Annotated in this window: 21 protein-coding genes; 9 read left to right on the plus strand and 12 right to left on the minus strand. The window is 64.2% G+C overall.

Going from position 1 to position 25024, the window contains the following annotated elements; translation table 11 throughout:
* Positions 1-76: 76 nt before the first annotated feature.
* The gene (locus FW796_RS22555) at positions 77-1243 is read left to right on the plus strand and encodes a DUF1624 domain-containing protein (RefSeq protein WP_446440069.1); all 1167 of its coding nucleotides are present in this window, start codon (positions 77-79) and stop codon (positions 1241-1243) included.
* Between the two features lie 66 nt (positions 1244-1309).
* On the opposite strand, the gene FW796_RS22560 is transcribed toward FW796_RS22555, so the two are convergent.
* Positions 1310-1960, minus strand: coding sequence for a sel1 repeat family protein (locus tag FW796_RS22560; protein WP_446440070.1), 651 nt, complete (start codon positions 1958-1960; stop codon positions 1310-1312).
* Between the two features lie 176 nt (positions 1961-2136).
* Here FW796_RS22560 and FW796_RS22565 point away from each other — a divergent pair, with 176 nt between their 5' ends.
* The 4 genes from FW796_RS22565 to FW796_RS22580 all read left to right on the plus strand — a co-directional run bounded on the left by FW796_RS22565 (position 2137) and on the right by FW796_RS22580 (position 4959).
* The gene (locus tag FW796_RS22565) at positions 2137-3357 is read left to right on the plus strand and encodes a putative DNA modification/repair radical SAM protein (protein WP_402888377.1); all 1221 of its coding nucleotides are present in this window, start codon (positions 2137-2139) and stop codon (positions 3355-3357) included.
* Positions 3354-4208 carry a TIGR03915 family putative DNA repair protein gene (locus tag FW796_RS22570; RefSeq protein WP_446440071.1) on the plus strand — a complete coding sequence of 285 codons (855 nt, stop codon included), beginning with the start codon at positions 3354-3356 and terminating at the stop codon, positions 4206-4208. The genes FW796_RS22565 and FW796_RS22570 overlap by 4 nt, the downstream gene beginning before the upstream one ends.
* Positions 4209-4271: 63 nt before the next feature.
* Positions 4272-4463 (plus strand): hypothetical protein, encoded by a 192-nt coding sequence (locus tag FW796_RS22575; protein WP_446440072.1) that lies wholly within the window; start codon positions 4272-4274, stop codon positions 4461-4463.
* Positions 4450-4959, plus strand: coding sequence for a hypothetical protein (locus tag FW796_RS22580; RefSeq protein ID WP_446440073.1), 510 nt, complete (start codon positions 4450-4452; stop codon positions 4957-4959). Before FW796_RS22575 ends, FW796_RS22580 begins: the two co-directional genes overlap by 14 nt.
* A gap of 77 nt (positions 4960-5036) precedes the next feature.
* On the opposite strand, the gene FW796_RS22585 is transcribed toward FW796_RS22580, so the two are convergent.
* The 8 genes from FW796_RS22585 to FW796_RS22620 form a co-directional block, all read right to left on the minus strand.
* Positions 5037-7466, minus strand: coding sequence for a TonB-dependent siderophore receptor (locus tag FW796_RS22585; RefSeq protein ID WP_346632575.1), 2430 nt, complete (start codon positions 7464-7466; stop codon positions 5037-5039).
* Between the two features lie 81 nt (positions 7467-7547).
* Complete coding sequence (locus tag FW796_RS22590; protein ID WP_446440074.1) at positions 7548-8561, minus strand: FecR domain-containing protein; 1014 nt, start codon at positions 8559-8561, stop codon at positions 7548-7550.
* A complete protein-coding gene (locus tag FW796_RS22595) occupies positions 8558-9079 on the minus strand; it encodes a sigma-70 family RNA polymerase sigma factor (RefSeq protein WP_346632577.1) in 522 nt (173 codons plus the stop codon). The genes FW796_RS22590 and FW796_RS22595 overlap by 4 nt, the downstream gene beginning before the upstream one ends.
* Positions 9080-9257: 178 nt before the next feature.
* A complete protein-coding gene (locus FW796_RS22600; RefSeq protein WP_123725670.1) occupies positions 9258-10277 on the minus strand; it encodes a branched-chain amino acid aminotransferase in 1020 nt (339 codons plus the stop codon).
* 294 nt (positions 10278-10571) lie between these two features.
* Complete coding sequence (gene lpdA / locus FW796_RS22605; RefSeq protein ID WP_446440075.1) at positions 10572-11963, minus strand: dihydrolipoyl dehydrogenase; 1392 nt, start codon at positions 11961-11963, stop codon at positions 10572-10574.
* A gap of 17 nt (positions 11964-11980) precedes the next feature.
* On the minus strand, positions 11981-13282 hold the full coding sequence (locus tag FW796_RS22610; RefSeq protein WP_446440076.1) for a dihydrolipoamide acetyltransferase family protein: 1302 nt from the start codon (positions 13280-13282) through the stop codon (positions 11981-11983).
* Positions 13283-14341 carry an alpha-ketoacid dehydrogenase subunit beta gene (locus FW796_RS22615; protein ID WP_123725672.1) on the minus strand — a complete coding sequence of 353 codons (1059 nt, stop codon included), beginning with the start codon at positions 14339-14341 and terminating at the stop codon, positions 13283-13285.
* Position 14342: 1 nt separating this feature from the next.
* On the minus strand, positions 14343-15578 hold the full coding sequence (locus tag FW796_RS22620; protein ID WP_346632580.1) for a 3-methyl-2-oxobutanoate dehydrogenase (2-methylpropanoyl-transferring) subunit alpha: 1236 nt from the start codon (positions 15576-15578) through the stop codon (positions 14343-14345).
* 196 nt (positions 15579-15774) lie between these two features.
* Here FW796_RS22620 and bkdR point away from each other — a divergent pair, with 196 nt between their 5' ends.
* Complete coding sequence (gene bkdR, locus FW796_RS22625) at positions 15775-16263, plus strand: Bkd operon transcriptional regulator BkdR (RefSeq protein ID WP_016963011.1); 489 nt, start codon at positions 15775-15777, stop codon at positions 16261-16263.
* A 3-nt stretch (positions 16264-16266) separates the two neighbouring features.
* On the opposite strand, the gene FW796_RS22630 is transcribed toward bkdR, so the two are convergent.
* A complete protein-coding gene (locus tag FW796_RS22630) occupies positions 16267-17463 on the minus strand; it encodes an HD-GYP domain-containing protein (RefSeq protein WP_404939501.1) in 1197 nt (398 codons plus the stop codon).
* Between the two features lie 133 nt (positions 17464-17596).
* A complete protein-coding gene (locus tag FW796_RS22635) occupies positions 17597-19219 on the minus strand; it encodes a methyl-accepting chemotaxis protein (protein ID WP_041117679.1) in 1623 nt (540 codons plus the stop codon).
* Positions 19220-19465: 246 nt separating this feature from the next.
* Here FW796_RS22635 and FW796_RS22640 point away from each other — a divergent pair, with 246 nt between their 5' ends.
* Positions 19466-20950: a DASS family sodium-coupled anion symporter gene (locus FW796_RS22640; protein WP_325985927.1), complete on the plus strand. Its 1485-nt coding sequence runs from the start codon at positions 19466-19468 to the stop codon at positions 20948-20950.
* 15 nt (positions 20951-20965) lie between these two features.
* Here the strand turns inward: FW796_RS22640 and dapF are convergent, their stop codons facing one another.
* A complete protein-coding gene (dapF, locus tag FW796_RS22645; RefSeq protein ID WP_346632583.1) occupies positions 20966-21760 on the minus strand; it encodes a diaminopimelate epimerase in 795 nt (264 codons plus the stop codon).
* Positions 21761-21974: 214 nt separating this feature from the next.
* Between dapF and FW796_RS22650 the strand changes: the two genes are divergently transcribed.
* Both FW796_RS22650 and FW796_RS22655 read left to right on the plus strand, forming a co-directional pair.
* Complete coding sequence (locus FW796_RS22650) at positions 21975-23630, plus strand: MFS transporter (protein ID WP_346632584.1); 1656 nt, start codon at positions 21975-21977, stop codon at positions 23628-23630.
* Entirely contained in the window at positions 23627-24751 is a 1125-nt protein-coding gene (locus FW796_RS22655; protein ID WP_346632585.1) for an HlyD family secretion protein, read from the plus strand. Before FW796_RS22650 ends, FW796_RS22655 begins: the two co-directional genes overlap by 4 nt.
* Positions 24752-25024: the final 273 nt, after the last annotated feature.

A 25024-nucleotide genomic window follows, 5' to 3' on the forward strand; every position in this document is an offset into this window, starting at 1 on the left:
GTTATAAAGTAACGGTAAATTTGCCGGTCGCGAGACCGGTACCGACCCTTCGAACCTGACACTGCGATCCCTCCTTATGAGCTCTTTATCCAACCCTCCCGCGAGCCTCGGCACCCGGCTGCTGAGCATCGATGCCCTGCGTGGCCTGGTGATGCTGTTCATGCTTCTGGACCATGTTCGGGAAACCTTCTTCCTGCACCGGCAGGTGAGCGATCCCATGGACGTGGCCACTACCGAGCCCGGGTTATTTGTCAGCCGCACCCTGGCACACCTGTGCGCTCCGGTGTTTGTCCTGCTCACCGGGCTCTCGGCTTATCTGTTTGCCCAGAAGCACGCTCATCGGGCAGATGCCAGCGCCTTCCTGTTCAAGCGTGGGTTGTTCCTGGTGGTGCTGGAACTGACCCTGGTGAACTTCGCCTGGACCGGGCAGATTCCGCCGACGCTGATCTACCTGCAGGTGATCTGGGTCATCGGCCTGAGCATGCTGGCGCTGTCGGCATTGTTGTGGCTGCCCCGGGCGCTGTTGTTGGGCCTGAGCCTGCTGCTGATTGGCGGGCACAACCTGCTGGATGGGCTGCACTTCGCCCCGGGCGAGGCGCTGCACGTGCCTTGGGCGATCCTCCATGATCGCGGCTGGATCGAATGGGGCGAGGGGCTGCGCCTGCGGACCTCCTATCCACTGCTGCCATGGATCGGCGTGATCGGCCTGGGTTATGCCCTGGGCCCCTGGTTCGCCCGCGAAGCCGAGGCTGCTCAGCGGCAGCGGCGTCTGTTGCTGTGGGGGCTGGCGGCGCTGGTGGGGTTCATCGGGCTGCGGCTGTTCAACGGTTATGGCGAGCGGCCCTGGGTCAGTGGCGATACCTGGGTGCAAACCCTGATGAGCTTTTTCAACATCACCAAATACCCGCCGTCGCTGCTGTTCATTGCCCTGACCCTGGGCGCCGGGCTGCTTGTGCTGCGGGCCCTGGAGCGGCCTCAGGACAGCCGTTTGATCCGGGTGCTCGGGGTGTTTGGCGCAGCGCCGATGTTCTTCTACCTGTTGCACTTGTATGTGCTCAAGGGCCTGTATCTGCTGGCAGTGGCGCTGCTGGGACGTAACCACGGGGCCTATTTTGGCTTCGATTCGCTGGGGTGGCTGTGGCTGATCACGCTGCTCTTGGCCGTGGCACTGTACCCACCGGTGCGGGCCTTCGCCCGACTCAAGGCTCGGCGCCGGGACCTGGCCTGGCTGAAGTATTTCTAAGGGATCGTTCGCCGGCACGTCTCCCGCAGGAGCTGGCTGGCCGGCGCAAGCATCCCCCGATCGCGGTCAGGGCCGCGCCGCCCGAATGGCCTCGCGGATCTCTTCCTGCAACTGTCGAGCCCCGCTGCAGGCCGGGTCGGCGGGGCCGTACTTGCAGGATTTATCCAGCACCTTCAGCGCCAGATCGGCGTCGGGCGCTACGCCTATGCCCCGGCTCAGGTGGAAGCCGTACATGGTGCAGGCCCAGGGATCATTCAGTTCACAGGCCTTGTTGAAGGTCTGCACCGCACAGTGCCGGGAGGCCTGGTTGTCGGCGTCGGCGGTGAGCATACCGGCGGCGCGGTTGGTGCAGCCGGAGACCAGGCCCAGGCTGCAAGCGCGCTGGTACAGCGGTTCATAGCCTGCGGCGGGCCCTTTGGCCTGTTGCAGGGTGGTTGCCAGCCAGTAGCAATCGTTGCCGTCGCCGGTTTCGCAGCGCTGCAGGCAGGCCCCCAGCTGCTCCGGGGTTTCGCAGCGGTTGGCCTGCGTGGCCCGTGTCGCGGTCCTGGCCGGCATGTTGTCGCTGGGGCATTGCCTGGCCTGGGCTTGCCAGTCCTGCCGGGCCTGGACTTTGGCGTACAGGGCGTCGATCAGTTCCTGGTCGGTGGGCGCGGCATTGGCGGCAAGGCTCGACAGCAGGGCCATGCCGAACAGGCAGAAACGGTAGAGACGAGGCATGGGGCAGAGTCCTTTCCAGAGGTCATGGGCGCGTGCGTATCTTAAGGATTTTCACCAATAGCTCCAGGCTGCCGATGGGGTGGCGAGAGGTTTTTTTCATTTTGCCTCCGGCCACTCTCTTGTGGTCCCGGGCTTTTACTCTGTACTGTATATAAAAACAGTATTCGAGCCTCGCCATGCAATTGATCGACAAGCTGAGCATCCTCGCCGACGCCGCCAAGTACGACGCTTCCTGCGCCAGCAGCGGCGCGCCCAAGCGCAGCTCGGAAGGCAAGGGCGGATTGGGCTCGAGCAACGGCATGGGCATCTGCCACAGCTATACCCCGGACGGACGCTGCGTTTCGCTGCTCAAGGTGCTGTTGACCAACTTCTGCCTCTACGACTGCCAGTACTGCGTCAATCGCCGTTCCAGCGATGTGCCCCGGGCGCGCTTCAGCCCCGAGGAAGTGGTGCGCCTGACCCTGGATTTCTATCGGCGCAATTGTGTCAGCGGGCTGTTCCTCAGCTCCGGGATCATCCGCTCGGCGGACTACACCATGGAGCAGTTGGTGCAGGTGGCGAGGCTATTGCGTGAAGAGCACGAGTTCCGCGGCTACATCCACCTCAAGACCATTCCCGACGCCGACCCGCTGCTGATCGAGGCCGCCGGGCGTTATGCCGATCGTCTCAGCGTCAATGTCGAACTGCCTACGGATGAGGGTCTGAAGACCCTGGCCCCGGAAAAACAGCTGGGCTCGATCAAACGGGCCATGGGCACCATCTATACCGGCGAGCAGACGGTGCGCAACGAGCCTCGGGCCCCGCGCTTCGCCCCGGCGGGGCAGAGCACGCAGATGATCATCGGCGCCGACGACACCGATGACAGCACCATCCTCCATAGTGCCGAGGCCCTGTATGGCGACTTTCGCCTGCGGCGGGTCTATTACTCGGCGTTCAGTCCCATTCCCAACAGCCCGAAAAGCGTACCCCTGGCCGCGCCGCCGCTGATGCGCGAGCACCGTCTGTACCAGGCGGACTTCCTGCTGCGGGGCTATGGCTTCAGTGCCAATGAACTGTTTCAGGGCCCCGGGCACCTGGCCCTGGACATCGACCCCAAGCTGGCCTGGGCCCTGGCTAACCGCAGCGTGTTTCCCCTGGACCTGAACCGCGCCGAGCCCACCTTGATCGCGCGCATTCCGGGGATCGGCCTGCGTACCACCCAGCGCTTGGTGGAGCTGCGTCGCGAGCGCCGCATCCGCTATGAGGACCTGGCGCGCATGCGCTGTGTGCTGAGCAAGGCCAAGCCGTTCTTCATCACCAGCGACTACCACCCCCAGCAGGCCGAAAGCAGCAGCGCCTTGCTCTACCAGCAACTGCGGGACCGTCCCCAACCGCAGCAGATGGGGCTCTGGGGATGATCAGCCTGGACTGCGACGACTGGTTCGACACCTGGCGCCAGCAGGCTCGCTGGCTGCTCAGTCATTCCGTCGATCCGAGCCGGGTCAACTGGTCCGGCCCCCGGGTAACCGATCTGTTTGCCAGTGATGAGGAGCTGCCTCTGGAAGCCGGGCCGTTCCAGGCGCGGATTCCCCTGGCGCTGCTGCAACAGCTGGAGCGGGCGGCGGCCTATCGCGGCGAGCAGCGCTGGAACCTGTTGTACGAGGTGCTGTGGCGGGTCAGCCACGGCGACCGCACCGCCATGCTCAGCGGCGATCAACTGGGCAGCGAGTTGCAGCGGCGGATCAAGCAGGTGGACCGCGAGGCTCATCACCTGCATGCCTTCGTACGATTCGTGCGCCTGGCCGAAGGGCGTTCGAGCCTGGCGCAACAGCCGGAGTTCGTCGCCTGGCACGAGCCGGCCCACGACATCCTGGCCAGCGCCAGCCAGCACTTTATCGGGCGCATGGGGCGCCACCGCTGGATGATCGCCACGCCCCGGGACGGGGTGTATTTCGATGGCCGGGACCTGCTCTATCAACGTCAGTGCCCCATTGCCTGGCAGCAACTGGCACAGCCTGTCGAAGACCCCGGAGGCGACCTGTGGCTGGCCTACTACAGTCACATCTTCAACCCGGCGCGACTCAATCCCAAGGTCATGCAGGGGCACCTGCCGGCCCGCTTCTGGAAACACCTGCCGGAAGGGCCGCTGATTCCGGCGCTGATCAGCGAGGCTCGCCATGGCAAGCAGCGCGATGGCCAGGCCAGCCCGGTGGCGGCGCGGCGTGGCAAGCGCATTGGCGAGGCTCGCAGCCCGGGCACTGGGCAGTGACCGTTGCGCTAGATGACAATGCACGGCTTTGCACCACGAGGCAGATGCTCAATGGATGAAGGCATGGATGACGGCAAGGGGATTACCGAGGAGTTCTGGTCGAAGGGGGTGACTGACGACGCCAAGATGCTATGGCGATTAGGGAGTCGCGGGATGACGTTCCTGGCGGCGTTACTGTTGCCCAGGACGGGCTTCAAGGGGGTGGATATTGCGGTCGGGGTACTGACTATGCTGATCACCCTTGCTGGTGATTGAAACGCAGCGGGCTTACTCGAAGTTTTCTCCAGGCTTTCTCGCCCGGGTGATCCGCGCCTGTGTCTTCAGCAGTGGCATCGCCATGGCCTGCCTGGGGCTGCTGATCTACTTCGGCATCGTGCTGCCACTGGTTTCGGGGATTGGTCTGCATTTTTTTCAGCAGAGCCTCAGCCTCAACCAGGGTCAGCACAATACCGTGCAGTTCATGATGTTCTGGTGGATGGCCGGGGTGACCGTGGTGGCCCTGGTGTACAGCGTGGTCAGCAACTTTCGCGAGACGAAGATTTTCCAGATCGTCTATCACCTTCCACGCAACAAGGTGCAAGAGCTGATGTGCGGGCGGCCCTTGCGTGCCAGCAACTGGCCGATGTTCGTCTGGTTCGAGCTCTCGGTGCTGGTGGTCAGTTGTCTCTATACCTTCATGGCTGCGCAGACGGCGCTTCTGGTCGTCAATGGCTGGCAACAGGTGCTGGAGCTGCTGGATAGCCGGCTCTAGCCTGGCAGTCCCGCCTTCGCCGGGGCGAAGGCGGGACTGCAGTATGACCACTCAACGTGCCTGGGGCCGGGCCCCCCTCAGAAGCTGTACTTGAAACTGGTCATCAGGTTGCGCGGTGCGCCGTAGTTACCGTACAGGCCGGCGTTGCTGTAGTACTCGCGGTCGAACAGGTTGTTCAGATTGAGCGAGGCGCTGAGGTTGCGGCTGATGTCGTAGCGGGCCATCAGGTTGGTCACCGCGTAACTGCCCTGGGTGAAGGTGTGCAGGTCGTTGCCGACCTTGCTCTGCCAGTTGATCCCGCCACCGACGGTCAGCTTGTCCAGCGGGCCGTGCAGGCGGTAGCTGCTGAAGGTCTTGAAGCTGTTGCGCGGCAGGCCGGTGTTGATCCGCTGGTTGTCGGCGTTGGTGGTGACCGAGTAGGTGTAGCCGGCGGACGCCTGCCAGCCTTCGGCCAGTTCGCCGTTGAACTCCAGTTCCACGCCCTTGGACGTGGTGTCCTGTTCGGCGCTGTAGACGTTGTCGTGCTTCCAGATTGCCAGGTTGTCCTGCTGCAGCTTGTACAGGGCCAGGCTGGAATTCAGGCGGCCGTCGAAGTGGCTGCCCTTGATCCCGACTTCGTAGCCCTTGCCCTCCATCGGGTCCAGGGGCTTGTTGTCTTCGCTGCGCACCCAGGAGGCCTGGGGGTTGAAGATGCTGGTGTAGCTGGCATACACCGACCAGATCTCGTCCAGGTCGTAGACCACCCCGGCGTAGGGAATGAACACGCCGTTTTCAGCGCGATTGACCTCGCTTTCGGCACCGCCGTAGGGGCGCTCGTGGGTGTCGCGTTTCCAGTTGATGACCCGGCTGCCGAGGATCAGGGACAGATCGTCGGTCAGGCTCAGGCGCGAGGTCAGGTAGGCCGCGTACTGGTTTTCATCGATCGACGATTTGCCGCTGACGTTGAAGTCCGGTTTCGGCGAATGGCCGTCCCAGCCGTCCAGGTCGTCGATGACCCCGGCCGGGGACGCGGCGTAGTCGTAGCGCCAGCTGCCCCAGCCGGGGGTGCGTTCCTTGTACTGGGACAGGGTCATGCCGCCGATCAGTTCGTGCTCGCGGCCCAACAGGTTGAAGGGGCCGGTGAGGTACAGGTCGAGGTTGTCCTGGCGCGGTGTGCCGGAGAAGCGTACTGGCAACTGAGTGGTGCCGCTGCCGTCCTTGTGCACCTGGCCCATGGCGAAGTTGAACACCTCGTCGAACTGGTTTTCGGCGTGGGTGTACTCGATCTTGCCGCTCCAGCCGTTGCCCAGTTGTTGCTCGATGGAGGCGAAGTAGCTGGTCTGTTGGTGATCGTTGTAGGACCAGTCCGGCGCGGTGTTGGTGGAGCGCTTGAAGTGAGTGCGCTCGCCACTGCTGAAGCGTGTGGGCAGGCCGGTACGCAGCGGTGAATCGACGTCGGTGCGTTGGTAACTGAAACCCAGGGTCAGCAGGGTGTCTTCGCTGAGGTCGAACTCGGTGATGCCGTACATCAGCTGGGTCTGCTGCTTGAAGCGGTCGACCCAGGCGCTTTCGGTCTTGTAGTCGGCCACCAGGCGCCCGCGGACATTGCCGCTGTCGGTGAGCGGGCCGGAAACGTCGACTCCACCGCCGTAGCGGTCCCAGGTTCCGGCCTGGCCGGTGATGCTGGCCTGGGCTTCGCTGGTGGGGCGCTTGCGGATCAGGTTGATGGTGGCGGCCGGGTTGCCCATGCCACTGATCAGGCCCGTGGCGCCACGCACCACTTCCACCCGGTCGTACATGGCCATGCTCTGGGAGTAGTTGTCCAGGCGGGTGTTGGTGGGGACGCCGTCGATCTCGTAGTTCTGGATGGCGAAGCCCCGGGACCAGTAGCTGTCGGTTTCCGCCCCCAGGCCGTCGCGGGTGACGATGATCCCCGGGGTGGCTTCCAGGGTGTCAGTCAAGGTACTGAGGTTCTGGTCGTCGATGCGCTGGCGGGTCATCACCGTGATGGACTGCGGGGTTTCCCGAGGCGTCAGGTTGAGCCGGGTCGAGCTGCTGGAGGAGTAGGTGGTGTATTCGCCGGTGCCCTCGGTGGTGGAACCGGGGGCCTTGCCGGAGATCGAGACCGGGCTCAACTCCAGGCTGGTGCCGCTGCTGCGGGCTTCCAGGGAATAGTTGCCATTGGCGCCGCGCACCGCTTGCAGGCCGGTGCCGCCGAGCAGCAGTGTCAGGCCGCTGTCGACATCATGCCGGCCCTTGAGGCCGGGGCTGCTGCGGCCCTCGGTCAGGCTCGCCGGGTAGGACAGGAGGATGTGCGCGGTCTGGCCGAAGCGGGCGAGGGCGCCGGCCAGGTTGCCCGGGGCGATGTCGAACTCCACCTGGGTCTGTTGCGCCGCCTGGGCCCAGGCCGGCAGCAGTGCAGCGCCAGTGCCGCCGGTCAGGCAGACCAGGCCCTGGGCGATGGCGCCCGCCAGGTTCTGCTTGAGTGAAAAGGCTTTGTGGCGGCGCAGCTTTACGGCGAATGACATGTGTTGCTCCCCATACAAATGAATGTTCTGGGGGTTAAGTCTCGCGAGCGCGAAAAACAGACCACCTGCATGAGATATTTTTTATCCCAGCGTGGCGCGGGGTTTGAGGGTCACCCAATAGCGGGTGAACTGGCGCACTTCCAGGTGCAGGGTGTCGGCCACGGCGGCCAGCACGCGGTCGGTATCGGCCAGGGGAAAGGTGCCGGATACCGGCAGGTGCGCCAGACGCGGATCGCAGGCCAGATGACCGTGGCGATAGCGTCCCAGCTCTTCGAGAAATTCCCCCAGGGGTTGGCCCTGGGCCACCAGCATGCCTTGGCTCCAGGCCGGTTGCAGGGCGTTTTGCGCCTGGCGCAGCAGCAGGCCGTGGCGGTTGAAACGCGCCTGTTCGCCGGCCGTCAGGGACAGCGTCTGCTGCCCGCCATCACGGGGGCGCAGGGTCAGGCTGCCTTGGTAGACCGCCAGCTCGGTACGGCCGGCCTGCTGGCGCACGCTGAAGCGAGCTGCCGTGGCCTCGATCCAGCCCTCGGCGGTTTCCACCTGCAACGGCTGGAGCGAGGATTGCCGAGCCAGGGTCAGGAGCATTTCACCGCGCAGCAGGGTCAGGCGTCGTTGCTGCTGGTCGAAGCGCACGGCAATCGCGGAGTCGGTATTGAGTTGCACCTGGGTCTGGTCCGCCAGGGTGAAACGACGCTGTTGCCCGACCCGAGTGCTGTAGTCGGCGCTCCAGTCCTGCACCAGAGCGGTGTCTCGTGCGGCCCAGGCGCCGGCGCCGGCCACCAGCAGCAGGCCCAGGTGCTTGAGGGCGCGGCGGCGTGCAAGGTTCGGTGCCAGGGTGGCGCGGGCCAGTTCGCTGTGGCCCTGGCTGCGTACCTGTTGCAGGCGCTGGGTCAGGGCCTCGGCCCGTTGCCAGGCCTTTTCATGCAGCGGATGGGCCTGGCGCCAGCGTTGCCAGGCGGCCAGGGTAGCGGGGCTGACGTCAGGCTCTTGCAGGTCGAGCTGCCATTGCATGGCCTGTTCGGCCATCTCCAGGTCGATGCTCAGGGCATGGCTGTTTCCAGTGGTGCCGCCGATGCTGTTCTGAGACGAGTTCATGAAAGGTCCTGGCGGTCGTCGAGGAGGATGCACTGGGCACCGGCCTTGACGATGTAGCGCTTGACCGTGGTGACCGAGACTTGCAGCCGTTCGGCGATCTGCTCATGGCCCAGGCCATCCAGTTGCCACCAGAGAAACGCCTGGCGCACCGGCCGCTCCAGGCGTTCGAGCACCGCGTCCAGCTGCATCAGGGTTTCCAGGAGGATGGCCTGGGTTTCCAGATCCGGCACCACGTGCGCGGGGACGTGCTGCAAGGCTTCCAGGTAGGCCCGCTCCAGCTTCTGACGCCGGTAGTGATTGCTCAATACGCTCTGCGCCACCTTGGCCAGGAAGCTGCGCGGTGCCTGGATCTGTACCGGCTCGGGTTTTGCCAGCAGGCGCAGGAAGGTGTCCTGGGCCAGGTCGGCGGCGCTGTGGGAGCAGTTCAGGCGCAGGCGCAGCCAGTTTTTCAGCCACTGGTGCTGCTGGCTATACAGCTGGGTCAGATCGCAGGCACTGGCTTGAACGGGTAAAGACATGGCGAGACATTACCGTGGCAGAGAGGTTGCAAATGATAACGCTTATCATATAGATCGCTGCTCGGCCTCGGCAAGAAAAGTCTCAACGGAGGAGGGAATAAGTCGACGAAGCAAATCGCCGGCATGAAAAAACCCGCCCCTGGCAAGCAGGGGCGGGCTGGGTTGCAGCCGGGGCGAATCAGACCTTGACGATCCAGCCCGCTGGCGCTTCCACGTCGCCGGTCTGCACGCCGGTCAGCTCTTTATAGAGCTTCTGGGTGACAGGGCCGACGTCCTTTTCACTGTAGAACACGTGCAGCTTGTCCTGGTACTGGATGCCGCCGATCGGGGTGATCACGGCCGCGGTACCGCAGGCGCCGGCTTCCTTGAAGTCCGCCAGCTTGTCGATGAACACGTCGCCTTCCACCACTTCCAGGCCCAGACGGGTCTTGGCCAGCTCGATCAGCGACAGGCGGGTGATCCCCGGCAGTACCGACGGCGAGTTCGGGGTGACGAATTTGTCGTCGTGAGTGATGCCGAAGAAGTTGGCCGAGCCCACTTCTTCGATCTTGCTGTGGGTCAGCGGGTCCAGGTAGATGCAGTCGGCGAAGCTGGCCTTCTTGGCCTGGGAGCCGGGCATCAGGCTGGCGGCGTAGTTGCCGCCGACCTTGGCGGCGCCGGTGCCTTGTGGCGCGGCGCGGTCGTAGCTGGAGATCAGGAAATTGTGCGGAGTCAGGCCGCCCTTGAAGTAGGCACCGACCGGGATGCAGAAGATCGAGAAGATGAACTCGGGAGCGGTGCGCACGCCGATGTTGTCACCCACGCCGATCACGAACGGACGCAAGTACAGCGCGCCGCCGGTGCCGTATGGCGGAATGAAGCGCTCGTTGGCACGGACCACTTCCTTGCAGGCCTCGATGAACTGCTCGGTGGACACCTGTGGCATCAGCAGGCGGGCGCAGCTGCGTTGCATGCGCGCGGCGTTCTGGTCGGGACGGAACAGGTTGATCGAGCCGTCCTTGCAGCGGTAGGCCTTCAGGCCTTCGAAGCATTGCTGGCCATAGTGCAGGGCAGTGGAGCCCTCGCTGATGTGCAGCACGTTGTCTTCAGTCAGGGTGCCTGCGTCCCACTCGCCGTTACGCCAGTGCGACAGATAGCGCTTGTCTGTCTTGATGTAGTCAAAACCCAGCTTGTCCCAATTGATGCTTTCGTTACCCATGACACCCTCTATCGCTTAACAACCGTCGCAACGGCTCAAGGCTTCTGACGTTTTTTTGGATGGGCACAACAATACTGCATTCCGGGGGCGTACCGCATCCCGGACGATGGGAGGGTGCGCAAAAAACTTGGCCTGCTCATGAAGCGTTCCTCCCTGCAACAGCCACCCGTAACACCCCCGGTAGGAGCGAGCTTGCTCGCGAAGGCCACGGCGCGAACGCTTGGCGATCCCTGCCGGCCCTTTCGGGCCAGCCGCGCTCCTACCTGGGCACTGTCCTGTGTGCCCCTTGAATGGTTACAGATGCAAGGCGTGGCCCAATGCCCGCAGCGCCGCTTCCTGGACCGCCTCGCCCAGGGTCGGGTGGGCGTGGATGGTGCCGCCGATGTCTTCCAGGCGCGCGCCCATTTCCAGGGATTGGCCGAACGCCGTGGACAATTCGGACACCCCGACCCCCACGGCCTGCCAGCCGACAATCAGGTGATTGTCACTTCGGGCCACCACCCGCACGAAACCGCTTTTCGATTCCAGGGTCATGGCCCGGCCATTGGCCGCGAACGGGAAGCTGCTGACGATGCAATCCAGGCCGGCAGCGCGGGCCTCGTCCGGGGTCTTGCCCACCACCACCAGTTCCGGGTCGGTGAAGCACACCGCGGGAATCGCCGCCGGGTTGAATTCGCGCTGCTTGCCGGCGATCAACTCGGCCACCATCTCGCCCTGGGCCATGGCCCGGTGGGCCAGCATCGGCTCGCCGCTCAGGTCGCCGATGGCCCAGACATTGCGCATGCTGGTCTGGCAACGGTTGTCGATCCTGATCGCCGCGCCGTTCATGTCCAGGTTCAGGCTTTCCAGGTTCCAGCCCTGGGTGTTGGGCTTGCGACCCACGGCCACCAGCACCTGCTCGGTGGCCAGGTTCAGGGTGTCACCGTTGGGCTCGCGCACCTGCAGGCTGCTGCTGGCGGCATCGAAGCCCAGCACGCTGTGCTTGAGGTAGAGCTTGATCCCCAACTGCTTCACCGATTCGAGCACCGGCTGGGTCAGCTCGGCGTCGTAGGCCGGGAGAATGCGTTCCTGGGCTTCCACCACGCTGACTTCGACCCCGAGCTTGCGATAGGCGATGCCCAGCTCCAGGCCGATATAGCCGCCGCCGACCACGGTCAGGCGCTTGGGCAGGGTCTTGGGCGCCAGGGCTTCGGTGGAGGAGATGATCGGCCCGCCGAGGGGCAGCATCGGCAGGTTGACGCTTTTCGAGCCGGTGGCCAGCAGCAGGTGCTCGCACTGGATGCGCGTGTCCGAGCCTTCGATCTCCACGGTCTTGCCGTCGATCACCTTGGCCCAGCCATGGATCACCTGGACCTTGTGTTTCTTCAGCAGTGCGGCGACTCCGGTGGTCAGGCGGTCGACGATGCCGTCTTTCCATTCCACGCTCTTGCCGATGTTCAGGGTCGGCGCTGCCACTTCGATGCCCAGGGCTGAGCCCTGGCTGTGATGGCGAGTCTGGTGAAACTGCTCGGCGACGTGGATCAGCGCCTTGGACGGGATGCAGCCGATGTTCAGGCAGGTACCGCCCAGGGACTGGCCTTCCACCAGAATGGTGGAAATGCCCAGCTGGCCGGCGCGGATCGCCGCCACGTAACCGCCAGGGCCGCCGCCGATGATCAGCAGTTGGATATTGAGAGTCTGTTGCATGCCTGCTCCTCTGATGATCAGTCCACAAACAGCGTGGCGGGTTGTTCGAGCAGACCGCGAATGGCCTGAATGAATTGCGCAGCGTCCATGCCGTCGACCACCCGGTGATCGAAGGAGCTGGAAAGGTTCATCATCTTGCGGATCACGATCTGGCCCTTGATCACCATCGGCCGTTCGACGATGCGGTTGACCCCGACAATCGCCACTTCCGGCAGGTTCAGCACCGGCGTGCTGACAATCCCGCCCAGAGCGCCGAGGCTGGTGAGGGTGATGGTGGAACCGGACAGTTCATCCCGGGCTGCCTTGCCGCTGCGGGCGGCCTTGGCCAGGCGCGAAATTTCCTCGGCATTGCCCCACAGGCTGCGGGCTTCGGCGTGACGCACCACCGGCACCATCAGGCCGACGTCGCTCTGGGTGGCGACCCCGACGTGCACCGCGCCGAGGCGGGTGATGACCTGGGCCTCGTCGTCATAGCGGGCGTTGATCTGCGGGAAGTCGCGCAGGGCGACGACCATGGCTCGCACCAGGAACGGCAGCAGGGTCAGCTTGCCGCGGGTGGCGCCGTGTTTTTCATTGAGGTGGATGCGCAGCTCTTCCAGGGCGGTGACGTCCACTTCCTCGACGTAGCTGAAGTGCGCGGCGCGATGCTTGGATTCCTGCATGCGCTGGGCGATCTTGCGGCGCATGCCGATCACCTGGATCTGCTCTTCGTCGTGGCGTTCGGCATAACCGGCGCCCGGCGCCGAGTAACCCTTGAGCGGCTGGCTGTCCTGGGCCAGGTAGGCGTCCAGGTCTTCGTGCAGGATGCGCCCGGCCGGGCCGCTGCCTTGCACCAGGCGCAGCTGGATGCCCAGGTCCAGGGCGTGCTTGCGCACCGCCGGCGAGGCCAGCGGACGCTCGTCGGCTTCCCGGGCCACCGGTGCCTGGGGCGCTGCGCGACAGGCGCTTTGGCTGACGACGGCTTTTTCCACCTTCGGCGCTTCGACCACTGGCGCGGCAGCCGCTGGCTTATTAATAGCTGCCGGCTCTTTTGCCGCCGGTGCGGCTGCCTGGGCGGATTCCTTGAGGTTACCCGCGCCTTCGACTTCGATGCTGATGAGGATGCTGCCCACCGCCATCACTTCACCGGGCTCACCGCCCAGGGAAATGACCGTGCCGTGCACCGGGGAAGGGATGTCCACCATCGCCTTGTCGGTCATCACGTCCGCCAGGACCTGATCTTCCACTACCTGGTCGCCGACTTTTACGTGCCACTGCGCCAGTTCTACTTCCGCGATGCCTTCGCCGATGTCCGGCATCTTGATAACGTGCGTGCCCATTCAGACCTCCATGACCCGTTGCAGCGCCGCGCCCACTCGGGACGGCCCTGGGAAATATGCCCACTCCTGCGCGTGGGGATACGGCGTATCCCAACCCGTGACGCGCTCGATCGGGGCTTCCAGGTGGTGGAAGCAGTGTTCCTGCACCAGCGATACCAGCTCGGCGCCGAACCCGCAGGTACGGGTGGCTTCATGCACCACCACGCAACGGCCGGTCTTCTTCACCGACTTGACGATAGTGTCCAGGTCCAGGGGCCACAGGCTGCGCAGGTCGATGACCTCGGCGTCGATGCCGGTTTCTTCGGCCGCCACTTGCGACACATAGACGGTGGTGCCGTAGGTGAGGACGGTGACGTCCTTGCCCGGACGGGTGATGGCGGCCACATCCAGCGGCACCTTGTAGTAGCCGTCCGGCACCTGGGCCGCCGGGTGTTTCGACCAGGGGGTTACCGGGCGGTCGTGGTGGCCGTCGAACGGGCCGTTGTACAGGCGCTTGGGTTCGAGAAAAATCACCGGGTCGTCGTTTTCGATGGAGGCGATCAGCAGGCCCTTGGCGTCGTAGGGGTTGGACGGCATCACGGTGCGCAGGCCGCAGACCTGGGTGAACATCGCCTCGATGCTCTGGCTGTGGGTCTGGCCGCCGTAGATGCCGCCGCCGCAGGGCATGCGCAGGGTCATGGGCGCGGTGAACTGGCCGGCGGAGCGATAGCGCAGGCGCGCGGCTTCGGAAATGATCTGGTCCGAGGCGGGGTAGACGTAGTCGGCGAACTGGATTTCCGCCACCGGGCGCAGGCCGTAGGCGCCCATGCCGATGGCCGCGCCGACGATGCCGCTTTCCGAGATCGGTGCATCGAAGACCCGCGAGGTGCCGTACTTGGCCTGCAGGCCTTCGGTGCAGCGGAACACGCCGCCGAAGTAGCCCACGTCCTGGCCGAACACCACGACGTTGTCGTCACGCTCGAGCATCACATCCATGGCCGAGCGCAGGGCCTGGATCATGGTCATGGTGGTGGTGGTCATGGCGGTTTCCAGCTGGATATTGTTGTTGTGATCGTTCATCTCAGATCCCCAGTTCCTGGCGTTGGCGTTTCAGGTGCTCGGGCATGTCCTTGTAGACATCCTCGAACATGGTCGCGGCGCTGGGGATCTGGCCGCCGGCGAGGGTGCCGAACTGCTCGGCTTCCTTCTGTGCGGCGATGACCTGGGCTTCGAGCTCGGCACTGACCGCGGCGTGTTCCTCTTCGGACCACTGGCCGATCTTGATCATGTGCTGCTTGAGGCGGGCAATCGGATCGCCCAGGGGGAAGTGGCTCCAGTCGTCGGCCGGTCGGTATTTCGACGGGTCGTCGGAGGTGGAGTGGGGGCCGGCGCGGTAGGTGACCCACTCGATCAGGGTCGGGCCGAGGTTGCGACGGGCGCGTTCGGCGGCCCAGCGCGAGGCGGCGTAGACCGCGATGAAATCGTTGCCGTCGACCCGCAGGGAAGCGATGCCGCAGCCCACGCCGCGTCCGGCGAAGGTGGTGGCTTCACCCCCGGCAATGGCCTGGAAGGTGGAGATTGCCCACTGGTTGTTGACCACGTTGAGGATCACCGGCGCCCGGTACACGTGGGCGAAGGTCAGGGCGGTATGGAAGTCCGATTCGGCGGTGGCGCCGTCGCCGATCCAGGCCGAGGCGATCTTGGTATCGCCCTTGATGGCCGAGGCCATGCCCCAGCCCACACCCTGGACGAACTGGGTCGCCAGGTTGCCGGAGATGGTGAAGAACCCGGATTCCTTCACCGAGTACATGATCGGCAACTGGCGCCCCTTGAGCGGATCGCGCTCGTTGGACAGCAGCTGGCAGATCATTTCCACCAGGGGCACTTCCCGGGCCATCAGGATGCTTTGCTGGCGGTAGGTGGGGAAGCACATGTCGTCGATGTTCAGGGCCAGGGCCTGGGCGCTGCCGATGGCTTCTTCCCCCAGGCTCTGCATGTAGAAGGACATCTTCTTCTGGCGCTGGGCGACCACCATGCGGTTGTCGAAGATCCGCGTCTTGAGCATGGCGCGCATGCCCTGGCGGAGGATCTCCAGCGGCACCTCGTCGGCCCATTCGCCCAGGGCGTTGCCCTGATCGTCGAGCACACGGATCAGGCCGCGGGCCAGGTCGGCGCAGTCGGCAGGTTCGATATCGATAGGGGGTTTGCGGGCCAGGCCGGCGTCGTTCAGACGCAGGTAGGTGAAGTCGGTCTTGCAGCCGGGACGGCCCGAGGGTTCGGGAACGTGCAGGCGTAGCGGTGCATACGCTGTGGTCATGGCTTTCTACGCTCGATCTTGTGGATTTCTTGTAATTGGGCGCGCTAGCTGACAGTCATTCTTTGGATAAAAGAAATCTTGTCCTACAAACATCATAGGCCGGGCGTAGGAGAATATTTATCTCTGTTTCATTGCGCTGGAAGTTATTTGCAGATAAAAAATCTGCATAAACATAAAAAACAGGTTGTTTTGTCTCATGCGCAAACTGGACCGTACCGACATCGGCATTCTCAACAGTCTTCAGGAGAATGCCCGCATCACCAACGCCGACCTCGCCCGTTCGGTGAACCTTTCTCCCACACCCTGCTTCAACCGGGTCAAGGCCATGGAGGAGCTGGGGCTGATCCGCGAGCAGGTGACCCTGCTGGACGCCGACCTCCTGGGGCTGCACGTCAACGTGTTCATTCACGTCAGCCTGGAGAAGCAGGTGGAAGAGGCCTTGCAGCACTTCGAGGAGGCCATTGCCGATCGCCCGGAGGTCATGGAGTGCTACCTGATGGCCGGTGATCCGGACTACCTGATCCGGGTGCTGGTGCCCACTATCCAGGCCCTGGAGCGCTTCATGATGGACTTTTTGACCAAGGTGCCGGGGGTGGCCAATATCCGCTCCAGCTTCGCCCTCAAGCAGGTGCGCTACAAGACCGCGCTGCCGCTGCCGGCCAACGGCCTGACCCTGGGGACCTGAGGCTCAGGCGGGGATTTCGCTCCACAATTGATCGAGCTGCTTGAAGTCCCAGTCTTCCGGGGCTTCACGGCCGACGATGCGCTCCTGACCCTGGAGCCGAGACAGATCCAGGACCCGTTGTGGCAGGGGCATTTTCGAGCGGGTGGAGAAGAACACCTTGACCTTGGGCGCCAGCAGCGAGTCCGGGTGCTGCTCCAGGACCACTGCCAGTTTCCCGCTGTGCAGGCGCACCAGGGAACCCACGGGATAGATGCCGACGCTTTTCACCAGGGCCTGGAACACCCGGGGCGCGAAATGCCCGGTCCAGCCGGACATGCGCTGCAGCGCTTCGGCCGGGTCCCAGCCACGGTTGTAGGGGCGAGTCGAGGTCACCGCGTCATACACATCGCAGACCGCGCCCATCTGCGCGAACAGGCTGATCTGTTCGCCTGCCAGACGGTGGGGATAACCGCTGCCGTCGATCTTTTCGTGATGATGCAGGCACACGTCCAGCACCAGCGCATCCAGCTGCGGGTGCTGGCGCAGGATCGCGCCCCCGGCGGTGGGGTGCTGCTTGACCCGTTCGAATTCCTCGGCGGAGAGTTTGCCCGGCTTGTTGAGGATGCTGTCGGGAACCGTCAGCTTGCCGATGTCGTGCAGCAGCCCGGCGACCCCGGCCTGATGCACCTGGGTCACCGGCAACTCCAGTTGCCGGGCCACCGCCACCATCAGCGCGCATACCGCCACCGAGTGCATGTAGGTGTAATCGTCGGCAGTCTTGAGCCGGGCCAGGCTGATCAATACATCGGGATGGCGCAGCAGGGAGGTGGAGATGTCGTGCACCAGATCGTCCACCTGCACCAGCTCGATGGCCCTGCCCATGCGCACCTCCTGGAACATGCTCATGACGGCCTGTTTCGAGTGGGCGCAGAGCTTGAGTGCGCGCTGGATTTCGTCGGCTCGTTCGACCCGCAGCGGTGCATCGCTGCGAAACAGCGGCTCGGCAACGGCCGTAGCGGGCGGATGCTCCTCCGGCAGATCGCGGCCCTTGTCCGAGTCGATCCACAGGCTATCGATATTGGATTGACGCAAGCGTTGCAAATCGCTTGTGCTCTTGAGCACAAAGCCTGCCTTCCAGAAGGAGTGGTCCAGCCAGGAACCACAGAATTGATGGATGTACATGCCCATCTGCAGCTGATGGATCGAAATCAGTTTGAGCATCAACAGCACTCCCTTTCAGGGCAGTCGGCCATCGCCGGTCAGCCGGCTCCTACAGACCCGTGTAGGAGCCGGCTGGCCGGCGAACAGCGCCACCGCTTTTTCTACCTGACGTCTTACCGGGCCTCGGCCCGTCTCACAGGGAGAAGCGTGCCACCAGCTTGTTCAGACTCACCGCCAGGGACGACAGTTCACTGCTGGCGATGGAAGTCTGGCTGGCGGCGGACGAGCTTTGCAGCGACAGGTCGCGGATGCTCATCAGGTTCTGGTCCACCGAGCGCGCCACCTGGGCCTGTTCCTCCGAGGCGGTGGCGATCATCAGGTTGCGTTCGTTGATCTCGCTGATGGCCTGGGCGATATGGCCGATGGCGGCGCCGGCCTCGTGGGCGATGGCCAGGGTCTGGCTGGCATCCTCGCTGCTTTGCTGCATCGACAGCATGGCCTTGCTCGAACCGTTCTGGATGCCCTGGATCATCTGCTCGATTTCCTGGGTCGAGAGCTGGGTACGGTGGGCCAGGGCCCGCACTTCATCGGCTACCACGGCAAACCCGCGGCCTTGCTCGCCGGCCCGGGCAGCCTCGATGGCGGCGTTGAGCGCCAGCAGGTTGGTCTGCTCGGCAATGGCGCGGATCACGTCCAGGACCTTGGTGATGTCCTGGGCCTGTTGGGCCAGGCCGGCCATTTCCACCCGGGTGTTCTCCACGGTCCCGGTGAGTTTTTCGATGGAGTGGATGGTCTGCTCGACCCGCTCCTTGCCCAGCCCGGCGGAACGCTCCGAGGCCTGGGTCGACTGCGAAGCGGACACCGCGTTGCGTGCCACTTCCTCCACCGCGGCGGTCATTTCGTTGACCGCGGTGGCGGCCTGGTCGGTCTCCATGCTCTGTTGCTGGATGCCGGCGTTGGATTCGCGGGTGATGGCGCTCATTTCCTCGGCGGCGGAGGCCAGTTGGGTGGAGGAGTCGGCAATGTGGCGGATGGTCGACTTCAGGCTGTCGAGCATGGACTGGGTGGATTTCTGCAGGTCGGTGAGTTCGTCCTGGCCGCTGACTTCCACTTGGGCGCGCAGGTCGCCCTCGGCGATTTTCTGCGTGGTGGCCAGCAGCGATTGCACCGGGCGGGTGATGCTGCGGGTGAACAGGGTGGCGATGAGCATGGTCAGGACAATCGCCAGGACGATGATCAGCGAGGTCAGGGTCAGGCCGCTGTCGAATTGCTCGCCGGCCACGGTCGCCGAGTGTGCGGCACCGCTCTCGTTGATCTTGATCAGGGCCTCGATGGCGCTTTGCAGGGTATTGGCCAGGGGCACGGTGACCTGATTGATGTAGTCGCTGCTCTGTTGCGCGGTGTTGGTCTTGCTCGCATCGATCAGCACCGCCAGCTTGTCCAGGTAGTCCTGGGCGCCGCGCTTGACCTGTTCAAAGGTGGTTTTTTCCTCGGCGCTGGAGACCAGCGGCTCGTAGTCCTTGATGGCCTGGGCCAGGATGGTTTTCAGGCTAGCCAGCTTGTCCAGGGATGCGCCTTTCTGGGCTTCGCTTTCAGTGGCGTAGTGCAGGGCCTCCAGGCGCACACGCAAGGTGGAAGATTCGATTTTCGTGGCTTGCCTGACGCTGGGCAGCCAATTGGTTTGCAGGTCCAGTGCAGCGTCGTGAATCTGTCCCATTTTCCACAGCGCCAGTCCCCCCAGACCAATCAGTAGTACACAGATAGCGCCAAAACTCAGGAGCGCCCTGGAAGTCAGTTTCAAGTTTCTTGTCACCATAAAGGCACCTTGCAGGTTGGAGTGATACCGCCAATTTCTTTTCGACTCCTTGTCGCCTTGATAGCACTGTGACTCCAAAGAGATGAAAAATCTGTAGAGATGTAAAAAAATATTTCTTTGCGTGTGTGTGGCTTCAACCCAGAGCCAGATCAACGGCGGGCAACTGCGCAGGCTTGACCTTTATCAACGCGCTTTTGGCGGTTTTGTAGCAAGCTGGGCGCTCTCCAATTGAAAAGGAAAAGGCCCATGACTACGCCTCTGACAACGGCGCCCGCGGCCAAGGCTGTATTACCGATTGGATTGCTGATCGCCGTACTGGCCATGGTCGGGGTGCTGCTTCTGCCACTGCCCGCCGACCTGCCGGTGGCCGGCCACCGGATGCTGGCGATCCTGGCGTTTGCCGTGGTGGTGTGGATCAGTGAAGCGGTGTCTTACGAGGCCAGCGCGATCATGATCACAGCGCTGATGGCGTTCTTGATTGGCACCGCGCCAACCCTGCAGGACCCGACCCAGGTCTATGGCAGCTCGGCAGCCATCAGCCTGGCCCTGACCGGGTTCTCCAACTCGGCCCTGGCCCTGGTGGCCGGTGCCTTGTTCATCGCCGCCGCCATGACCCACACCGGCCTCGACCGGCGCATCGCCCTGGTGACCCTGACCCGGGTCGGCACCAGTACCCGGCGCATCCTCATCGGCGCCATTGCCGTGACCATCCTGCTCAGCCTGCTGGTACCCAGCGCCACGGCCCGCAGTGCCTGCGTGGTGCCGATCATGATGGGCGTGATCGCCGCGTTCGGCGTCGACAAGCGCTCCAATATCGCCGCTGGGCTGATGATCGTGGTCGCCCAGGGCACCAGCATCTGGAACGTCGGCATCCAGACCGCCGCGGCGCAGAACCTGCTGACCGTGGGCTTCATGGACAAGATGCTCGGCCAGCGTGTGGCCTGGCTCGACTGGCTGATCGCCGGCGCGCCCTGGGCGGTGATCATGTCCCTGGTGCTGCTGTGGCTGGTGCTGAAACTGCTGCCCCCGGAAACCGACAGCATCCCCGGCGGCAAGGAAGCGGTGGCCCAGTCCCTGGTGGACATCGGCCCCATGACCGGGCCGCAGAAGCGCCTGCTGGCGGTGTCGGTGCTGCTGCTCCTGGCCTGGTCCACCGAAGGCAAACTGCACCCCTTCGACACCACGACCACCACCTACGCCGGGCTGGTGATCCTGTTGCTGCCACGGATCGGCATCATGACCTGGAAGGATGTGCAGTCGCGCATTCCCTGGGGCACGGTGATTGTCTTCGGGGTCGGCATCAGCCTGGGTTCGGCGCTGCTCAGCACCCAGGCCGGGCAGTGGCTGGGAGGGCAGGTGGTGGCCCATACCGGCCTGGATCAGGTCGGGCCTTTGGCGGTGTTCGCCATTCTTGCGGCGTTCCTGATTCTCATCCACCTCGGGTTCGCCAGCGCCACGGCCCTGACTTCGGCCTTGCTGCCGATCCTGATCGCGGTGTTGCAGACCTTGCCTGGGGAGTTCAGCCGGCTGGGCATGACCATGCTCCTGGGCTTTGTCGTCAGCTACGGCTTTATCCTGCCGATCAACGCGCCGCAGAACATGGTCTGCCTGGGTACCGAAACCTTCAATGCCCGGCAGTTCGCCAAGGTCGGGCTGCTGGTGACGTTGATCGGCTACCTGCTGATGCTGGTGTTCGCCATGACCTGGTGGAAATGGCTGGGCTGGATGTAGCGAAAACCCACCCCTTCACACTGACCCGCTGAACACCCGGGTCACGCTGCCGGCCAGGCGCACCTTGCCCTGGCCGTCCCAGCTCACCGTCACCGGGCCACCGTCGCACAGCACCCGCACCGGGCTGTCCAGCAAGCCACGACGGATGCCGTTGACCGCCGCCCCGCAGGAGCAGGAACCGGAGCCCAGGGGGATCGCGCCATTGCGCTCCCAGATGCGCAGGCGGATGGTCTGGCGGTCCAGCACCTGGATGAAGTGCACGTTGGTCTTGTGCGGAAACAGCGGGTCGCTCTCGATCTTTGGGCCCAGCGCGGCAATGTCCAGCTGTTCCAGATCGTCGACGAAAAAGCTGCAATGGGGGTTGCCCATGCTGCACGCCGCCGGTGTTCCCGGCAGCGGCAGGTGCAGGCTGTCCAACGCTTGAGCCAGGGGGATGGCCTGCCAGTCGAACGACGGCAGGCCCATTTCCACGGACAGCGACTGATCCTCAAGGCGCAGGCATTGCTGCAGGCCGCGAGCGGTTTTCACCTGCACCTCGGTGGCGCCGCTTTCCTGCATCAGCAGGTCGGCGGCGCCGCGGGTGGCGCTGCCGCAGGTATCCAGGCTGGAACCATCGGCGTTGAAGAAGGTCAGTTGCGCCGCACTCTCGTGGCAATCGCCGAGCACCACCAACTGATTGAAGCCGATGCCGCGCTGGCGATCTCCCAGGGCCCTGGCCCGCTCAGCGGTGATCGGGTTGGCGCGACCACGGGCATCGATCAGCACGAAATCGTCGCCATTGGCGTGCATCTTCACAAAGTTCAGCGGCATTCGGGCTCCGACAGGCGAGGGCAGGCAGCCGGTGCAACGACCACCAGCGAACGCAGGATTGCGAAAAAAAGCCACCGGCGCCAGCGCCTTAAAATAAAATTCATCCTGCCAGCCCGGGCATTGCCTGGACGGCGGGATTTTCCGGCACACTGCCGGACCACCGGGAACATCGCCAACCGCTGCAACAGCGGCCGGCACAGCACAAGGTCACGGCATGGATCATTACGCCCCGCGCAACTGGCAGCCCCACGAAAAGCCCAGCTTGCCCGGTTCCCCCTCGACACCGCTGCACCCCACTCACAAGCGCCTGGCCTATGCGCTGGTGGGCTTGCTGGTGGCGATCACCGGCGGCCTGGGCAACTCGCTGGTGATCGCCAATCTGCCGTACCTGCAAGGGGCACTGGGGGCAACCACGGCGGAAATGGCCTGGCTGCCGGCCGCCTACGTGATGACCAACGTGTCGATGAACCTGCTGCTGGTGAAGTTTCGCCAGCAGTTCGGCCTGCGGGCCTTCACCGAAGTGTTTCTGGTGCTCTATGCCCTGGTGACCTTCGGCCACCTGTTCGTCAACGACCTGAGCTCGGCCATTGCCGTGCGGGCGGCCCACGGCATGGTCGGCGCGGCGCTCAGTTCCCTGGGGCTGTACTACATGGTCCAGGCCTTCCCGGCGAAATGGCGGCTCAAGGCCCTGGTGCTGGGGCTGGGTACCTCGCAGTTGGCCTTGCCCCTGGCCCGGCTGTTTTCCGAAGACCTGCTGCAGATTGCCGAGTGGCGTGGCCTGTACCTGTTCGAACTGGGCCTGGCGCTGACCTCCCTGGGCTGCGTGTTCATGCTCAAGCTGCCGCCGGGGGACCGTTTTCGCACCTTCGAGAAACTCGACTTCCTGACCTTCGCCCTGCTGGCCACAGGCGTTGCCCTGCTGTGCGCGGTGCTGTCCCTGGGGCGCATTGACTGGTGGCTGGAGGCGCCGTGGATCGGCTACGCCAGCGCCGGCTCCATCGTGCTGATCCTGGCCGGGCTGTGCATCGAACATAACCGCCGCAACCCGATGCTGATGACCCGCTGGCTGGGCAGCGGGGCGATGATCCGCCTGGCCCTGGCGGTGATCCTGATCCGTATGGTGCTGTCCGAGCAGTCCACCGGCGCCGTGGGTTTTCTCCAGGCGCTGAACATGAGCAGCCAGCAGATGCGCCTGCTCTACGGGGTGATGCTACTGGGCAGCATCGCCGGCTTGGCCACCAGCGCCCTGACCATCAACCCGGCGCACCTGTTGATGCCGCTGATCATTTCCCTGGCGCTGATGGCCGTGGGCTCGGTGATGGACAGTTTCTCCAGCAACCTCACGCGCCCGGCCAACATGTACCTCAGCCAGTTCCTCCTGGCCTTTGGCGGCACCTTTTTCCTCGGCCCGACCATGGTCCTGGGCACCCGCAATGTGCTGACCAATCCGCGCAATCTGGTGAGCTTCTCGGTGCTGTTCGGCATCTGCCAGAACCTCGGCGGGCTGATCGGCTCGGCCTTGCTCGGGACCTTCCAGATCGTGCGCGAGAAATACCACTCCAGCCATATCGTCGAGCAACTGACCCTGCTCGATCCTCAGGTCCTGGCCCGGGTGCAGAGTGGCGGGGCGGCCTACGGCAAGGTGATTGCCGACCCCGATCTGCGCACCCTGCAAGGCATTCGCAGCCTGGCCAGCGCGGCCACCCGCGAGGCCAACGTGCTGGCCTATAACGATGTATTCATGCTGATTGCAGTGATTGCCGTACTCACCATGATCTGGATATTCATTCGCAGCCTGTGGCTGATGAGCACGACCCAAGCAGTCGCGCCCGCGGCTCCCGTTCAACCCAGTGGTGCCCCAAGTTCATGAGCGAAACCGTCAACCCCACCACCAACGCCATTGCCTCGACTCCCGAGCCCAACGGCCCGCCGAGTATTCCCGCTACCGAGCCACGGCCGTTGGCGGTGCGCATCATCTCGTCCCTGGGCTTTGCCGCCATCGCCATTGTCGGCGTGCTGATCGTGCTCTACGCCTGGCAACTGCCGCCGTTTTCCAGCGCCATCGAAAGCACCGAGAACGCCCTGGTACGCGGGCAGGTGACCATCATCGGCCCGCAACTCAGCGGCTATGTGTTCGAGGTGCCGGTGCAGGATTTCCAGCAGGTCAAGGCCGGCGACCTGCTGGTGCGCCTCGACGACCGCATCTACCAGCAGCGTCTGGACCAGTCCCAGGCTCAGTTGGCAGTGCAGAAGGCCGCCTTGGCCAATGCCCTGCAACAGCGCAACAGCGCTGAAGCCACGATCAAACTGCGCCAGGCCGCCCTGGCCGACAGCCAGGCCCAGGCCCGCAAGAGCGCGGCCGATTTGCAGCGCAACGAAGCGTTGATTGCCGATGGCTCGGTGTCCAAGCGCGAGCTGGACGTGACCCGTGCGGCCAATGCCCAGACCGTGGCCGCGGTGGCCCAGGCCCAGGCGCAACTGGAAATAGCCCGCCAGGACCTGCAGACCGTGATCGTCAATCGCGGCTCCCTGGAGGCTGCGGTGGCCAATGCCCAAGCAGCGGTGGAACTGGCGCGGATCGACCTGTCCAACACCCGCATCCTCGCCCCCCGGGATGGTCAGCTGGGGCAGATCGGTGTGCGCCTGGGGGCCTACGTCAACTCTGGCGCACAGTTGATGGCGCTGGTGCCGAACCAGCTGTGGGTGATTGCCAACCTGAAGGAAACCCAGATGGACAATGTGCGGGTCGGGCAGCCGGTGAGCTTTAGCGTGGATGCCCTGAGCCACCGCAAATTCAGCGGCAAGGTGCAACGGATTTCCCCGGCCACCGGTTCCGAGTTCGCCTTGTTGCAGGCCGACAACGCCACCGGCAACTTCGTCAAGATTGCCCAGCGGGTACCGGTGCGGATCACCGTCGACCCGGATCAGCCGGAGCTTGAACGCCTGCGTCCCGGATTGTCGGTGGTGGTCAGCATCGATACCCGCCAATAGCCGACACACCACCTCACGTAGGAGCCGGCTTGCCGGCGCAGAGGCCGGCAAGATTTGCACCGATGCTGCAAACGCCTTCGCTGGCAAGCCAGCTCCTACAACGGGTCTGTGTTTTATCCGCGTCCGATGCTTTTCGTAGGAGCCGGCTTGCCGGCGCAGAGGCCGGCAAGATTTGCACCGATGCTGCAACGCCTTCGCTGGCAAGTCAGCTCCTACAACGGGTCTGTGTTTTACCCGCGTCCGATGCTTTTCGTAGGAGCCGGCTTGCCGGCG

This window comes from Pseudomonas sp. 910_21 (assembly GCF_052850735.1).